General features: G+C 61.0%; 3 protein-coding genes. 2 read left to right on the forward strand and 1 reads right to left on the reverse strand.

Annotated features, from left to right (window positions below):
* A partial coding sequence (locus WCA53_RS12850) for a M20/M25/M40 family metallo-hydrolase (protein WP_423910386.1) occupies positions 1-898 on the reverse strand: 898 nt, incomplete at its 3' end.
* Positions 899-1,187: 289 nt separating this feature from the next.
* Here WCA53_RS12850 and kynU point away from each other — a divergent pair.
* Together kynU and kynA are read left to right on the forward strand one after the other, a co-directional pair.
* Positions 1,188-2,438 (forward strand): kynureninase, encoded by a 1,251-nt coding sequence (gene kynU, locus WCA53_RS12855; protein ID WP_423910389.1) that lies wholly within the window; start codon positions 1,188-1,190, stop codon positions 2,436-2,438.
* Positions 2,439-2,474: 36 nt separating this feature from the next.
* A complete protein-coding gene (gene kynA, locus WCA53_RS12860) occupies positions 2,475-3,368 on the forward strand; it encodes a tryptophan 2,3-dioxygenase (RefSeq protein WP_423910394.1) in 894 nt (297 codons plus the stop codon).
* The last annotated feature ends 73 nt before the right edge of the window (positions 3,369-3,441 follow it).

A 3,441-nucleotide genomic window follows, 5' to 3' on the forward strand; every position in this document is an offset into this window, starting at 1 on the left:
CCTCAATGAGCGCCTTGAGTTGCTTAAGCACGTCTTGCGGGCTTTCCTCTGGGATGACACGACGGTCAAGCCGCAGTGTCACCTTGTCCGGCACCACGTTCGTATTGATACCGCCCTCTATCAAGCCAACCACAATCGTCGGATGCTCGATACCGTCGGTAGCCGAACGAATCTCCGCCAGCGCCGCACGATGCCCATACAACGCATTGAGCACGGCCGTGGCCGCTTCGAGCGCGTCGTGTCCAGTGTCCGGTCGTGCCGCATGCGCGGACTTGCCGCGCACGATGACTTCGAGGTGAATAGCGCCGTTGTGGGCCGTCGTGATCGAATAGGAAAAGCCGGCGCAGATGGCGTAATCCGGCTTGACGATACCCTCTTTCAGCAACCACGCAGGCCCGATCAGGCCGCCGGTTTCTTCGTCGTATGTAAGATGCAGCTCGACCGTCCCGGCAAGCGACGCGTGGCTTTCAATCAACGCCTTCAGCGCAAATGCGTAGGTCGCGAAATCGGACTTCGACACCGCCGCGCCGCGTCCGACCATCCAGCCGTCGCGAATTTCCGCTCCGTAAGGGTCGCAGGACCAGCCGTCGCCCGGCGGCACGACGTCCCCATGCGCATTGAGCGCGATCACCGGACCCGCGCCGAAGCGATGCCGCACGACCAGGTTCGTCGCGCTGATCATGCCGGCGCGCTCGACTTCCGCCGCCGGAACCGCGTGGCGCTCGACCGTGAAGCCGAGTTGCTCCAACCAATTCGCCGCCATCTCGGCGTGACCGGCGCAATCGCCAGGAGGGTTATCCGACGGCTTTTGCACGAGGGCGGACAGGAATTGAACTTCCTGCTCGAAATTGCCATCGACGCAATGCATCAAGGCCAATGAAGTGTCTGGTTGGGTCATGGGATTGGATCCAGAGTTGAACGAGCCCGCTGGCGAATGCGTTGACAATGATAACGCGACGCGACAGGGGCTCCCGTGCGCCGCCCGAGCATGGCCCGCGGCGCCATTAAACTTTTGAGCGTCTAGCGAGGGTTTCATCGAAGAATGTTGCGAGGTGGGACCCATCGCGCGTTTGTTTCGCAATCATTTGAATGCGGTTCTCCGCTAAGCTTGACCGTATGTTCCAGCGCCTGATTCCTCGCGCATCCGACTCAGGAACCGACCCTCAAGACCACCGGAAAATGCAGCAATGAACCTTCGAGACGAAGCCGCGGCACTCGACCGCGAAGACCCTCTGGCCCCCCTTCACGACCAGTTTTCGCTGGCGAGCGACACCATTTATCTGGACGGCAACTCGCTCGGCGTGGCGCCGAAAGCCGCCGCGTCGCGCGCGTCCGAAGTCATTTCCGGCGAGTGGAGCCAAGGCCTGATCCGCTCGTGGAATACGGCCGGCTGGTTCGCGTTGCCCAAACGCCTGGGCAACAAGCTCGCTCCGCTGATCGGCGCCGAGCAGGACGAGGTTGTCGTGACCGATTCCATTTCCACCAACCTGTTCAAGGTTCTGTCGGCGGCGTTGCGGCTCGCCAACGAGCGGGACCCGAAACGCCGCGTGATTGTCTCCGAACGCTCGAACTTCCCGACCGATCTCTATATCGCGCAGGGCTTGATCGAGCAACTGGATCGCGGATATCAATTGCGTCTCGTGGACAATGTGTCCGAACTCGCCAGCGCCATCGACGAGAACACGGCTGTGGCGATGATCACGCACGTCAACTATCGAACGGGCGCGATGCACGACATGGCCGCGCTCACGCGCACGATCCACGCGGCGGGTGCACTCGCCGTGTGGGATCTTGCGCATTCGGCGGGCGCCGTCCCAGTCGACCTGAACGGCGCGGGCGCGGACTACGCCGTTGGATGCACCTACAAATATCTGAACGGCGGCCCCGGATCACCCGCGTTCGCCTGGGTTCCGAAGCGGCTTCAAAACGCGTGCACGCAACCCCTTTCAGGCTGGTGGGGTCATAAAAAACCCTTTGAAATGAGCCCGGAATATCGTCCCGACGACGGCATTGGACGATTCCTGTGCGGGACGCAGCCGATCATTTCAATGGCACTCGTCGAATGCGGTCTCGACGTGTTCCTGCAAACGAACATGGCGGCGTTGCGGCAAAAGTCGCTGGCGCTAAGCGACTTGTTCATTGCACTGGTCGAGTCGCGTTGCGCGAATTTCCCCTTGCGGCTCATCACGCCGCGCGCGCATGCCGAGCGCGGCTCACAAGCGAGCTTCGAGCATCCGCACGGCTATGAAGTCATGCAGGCGTTGATCGCGCGCGGCGTGATCGGGGACTATCGTGAGCCGCGCATCTTGCGCTTTGGCTTTACGCCGCTCTACACGCGCTATGTCGATGTATGGGATGCCGTCGAAACCCTGGCTGATATCCTCGCGACCGAAGCGTGGCGAGCACCCGAATTCGCCGAACGCGGCGCGGTCACTTGAAGTACCAAGACGCCTGAGCCGCCTGGAGAAAATTCGATGAAACAACCTGCTGAAACCACCGGCGCTTGTCCCATGGGCTATGGGTCAGAACGCGACACCCCGGCTACGCCCGAGGGCTGGCATGACGCGCAACTCAATTTCGCCGATTCAATGAGCTATGGCGACTACCTGTCGCTCGATTCGATCCTCTCGGCGCAACATCCGCGTTCGCCGGACCACAACGAGATGTTGTTTATCGTGCAGCATCAGACCAGCGAACTTTGGATGAAGCTTGCGTTGTATGAGCTGAGCGCCGCGCTCGTCGCCGTACGTCGTGACGAACTGCAGCCCGCCTTCAAGATGCTCGCACGGGTTTCGCGAATACTCGATCAGCTCGTGCAGGCCTGGAGCGTTCTCTCGACCATGACGCCATCCGAATACACCGCCATGCGGCCGTATCTCGGCGCGTCGTCCGGATTTCAGTCGCATCAGTACCGGCAAATCGAGTTCGTGCTCGGCAACAAGAATGCGCAGATGCTTAAACCGCATGCGCATCGTCCGGATGTTCTTGCTGAGGTCAAGGCAACACTCGACGCCCCCTCTTTCTACGACGAAGTCATCCGCTTGCTGGCGCGACGCGGCTTTCCGATCGCACCGGAACGCCTCGATCGCGACTGGACCCAGCCGACTACGCACGACGCCAGTGTCGAAGCGGCCTGGCTAACGGTTTATCGCGAGCCCGCACAACATTGGGACCTGTACGAGATGGCAGAAGAGCTGGTCGATCTCGAAGACTCGTTCCGACAATGGCGTTTTCGCCACGTCACCACGGTCGAGCGGATCATCGGTTTCAAACAGGGAACTGGCGGCACGAGCGGTGCGCCGTATTTGCGAAAGATGCTGGACGTCGTGCTGTTTCCTGAACTCTGGCACGTCAGGACGCTGCTTTAGGCGCATGAACGTGGAACGCGTGCGCCGCTTCGTGAAATCGTAGGGTGCCTTGCACAGGATCGGCGCCTTGGGG

This window comes from Caballeronia sp. (genome assembly GCF_049581465.1).
Classification (GTDB): Bacteria; Pseudomonadota; Gammaproteobacteria; order Burkholderiales; family Burkholderiaceae; genus Caballeronia.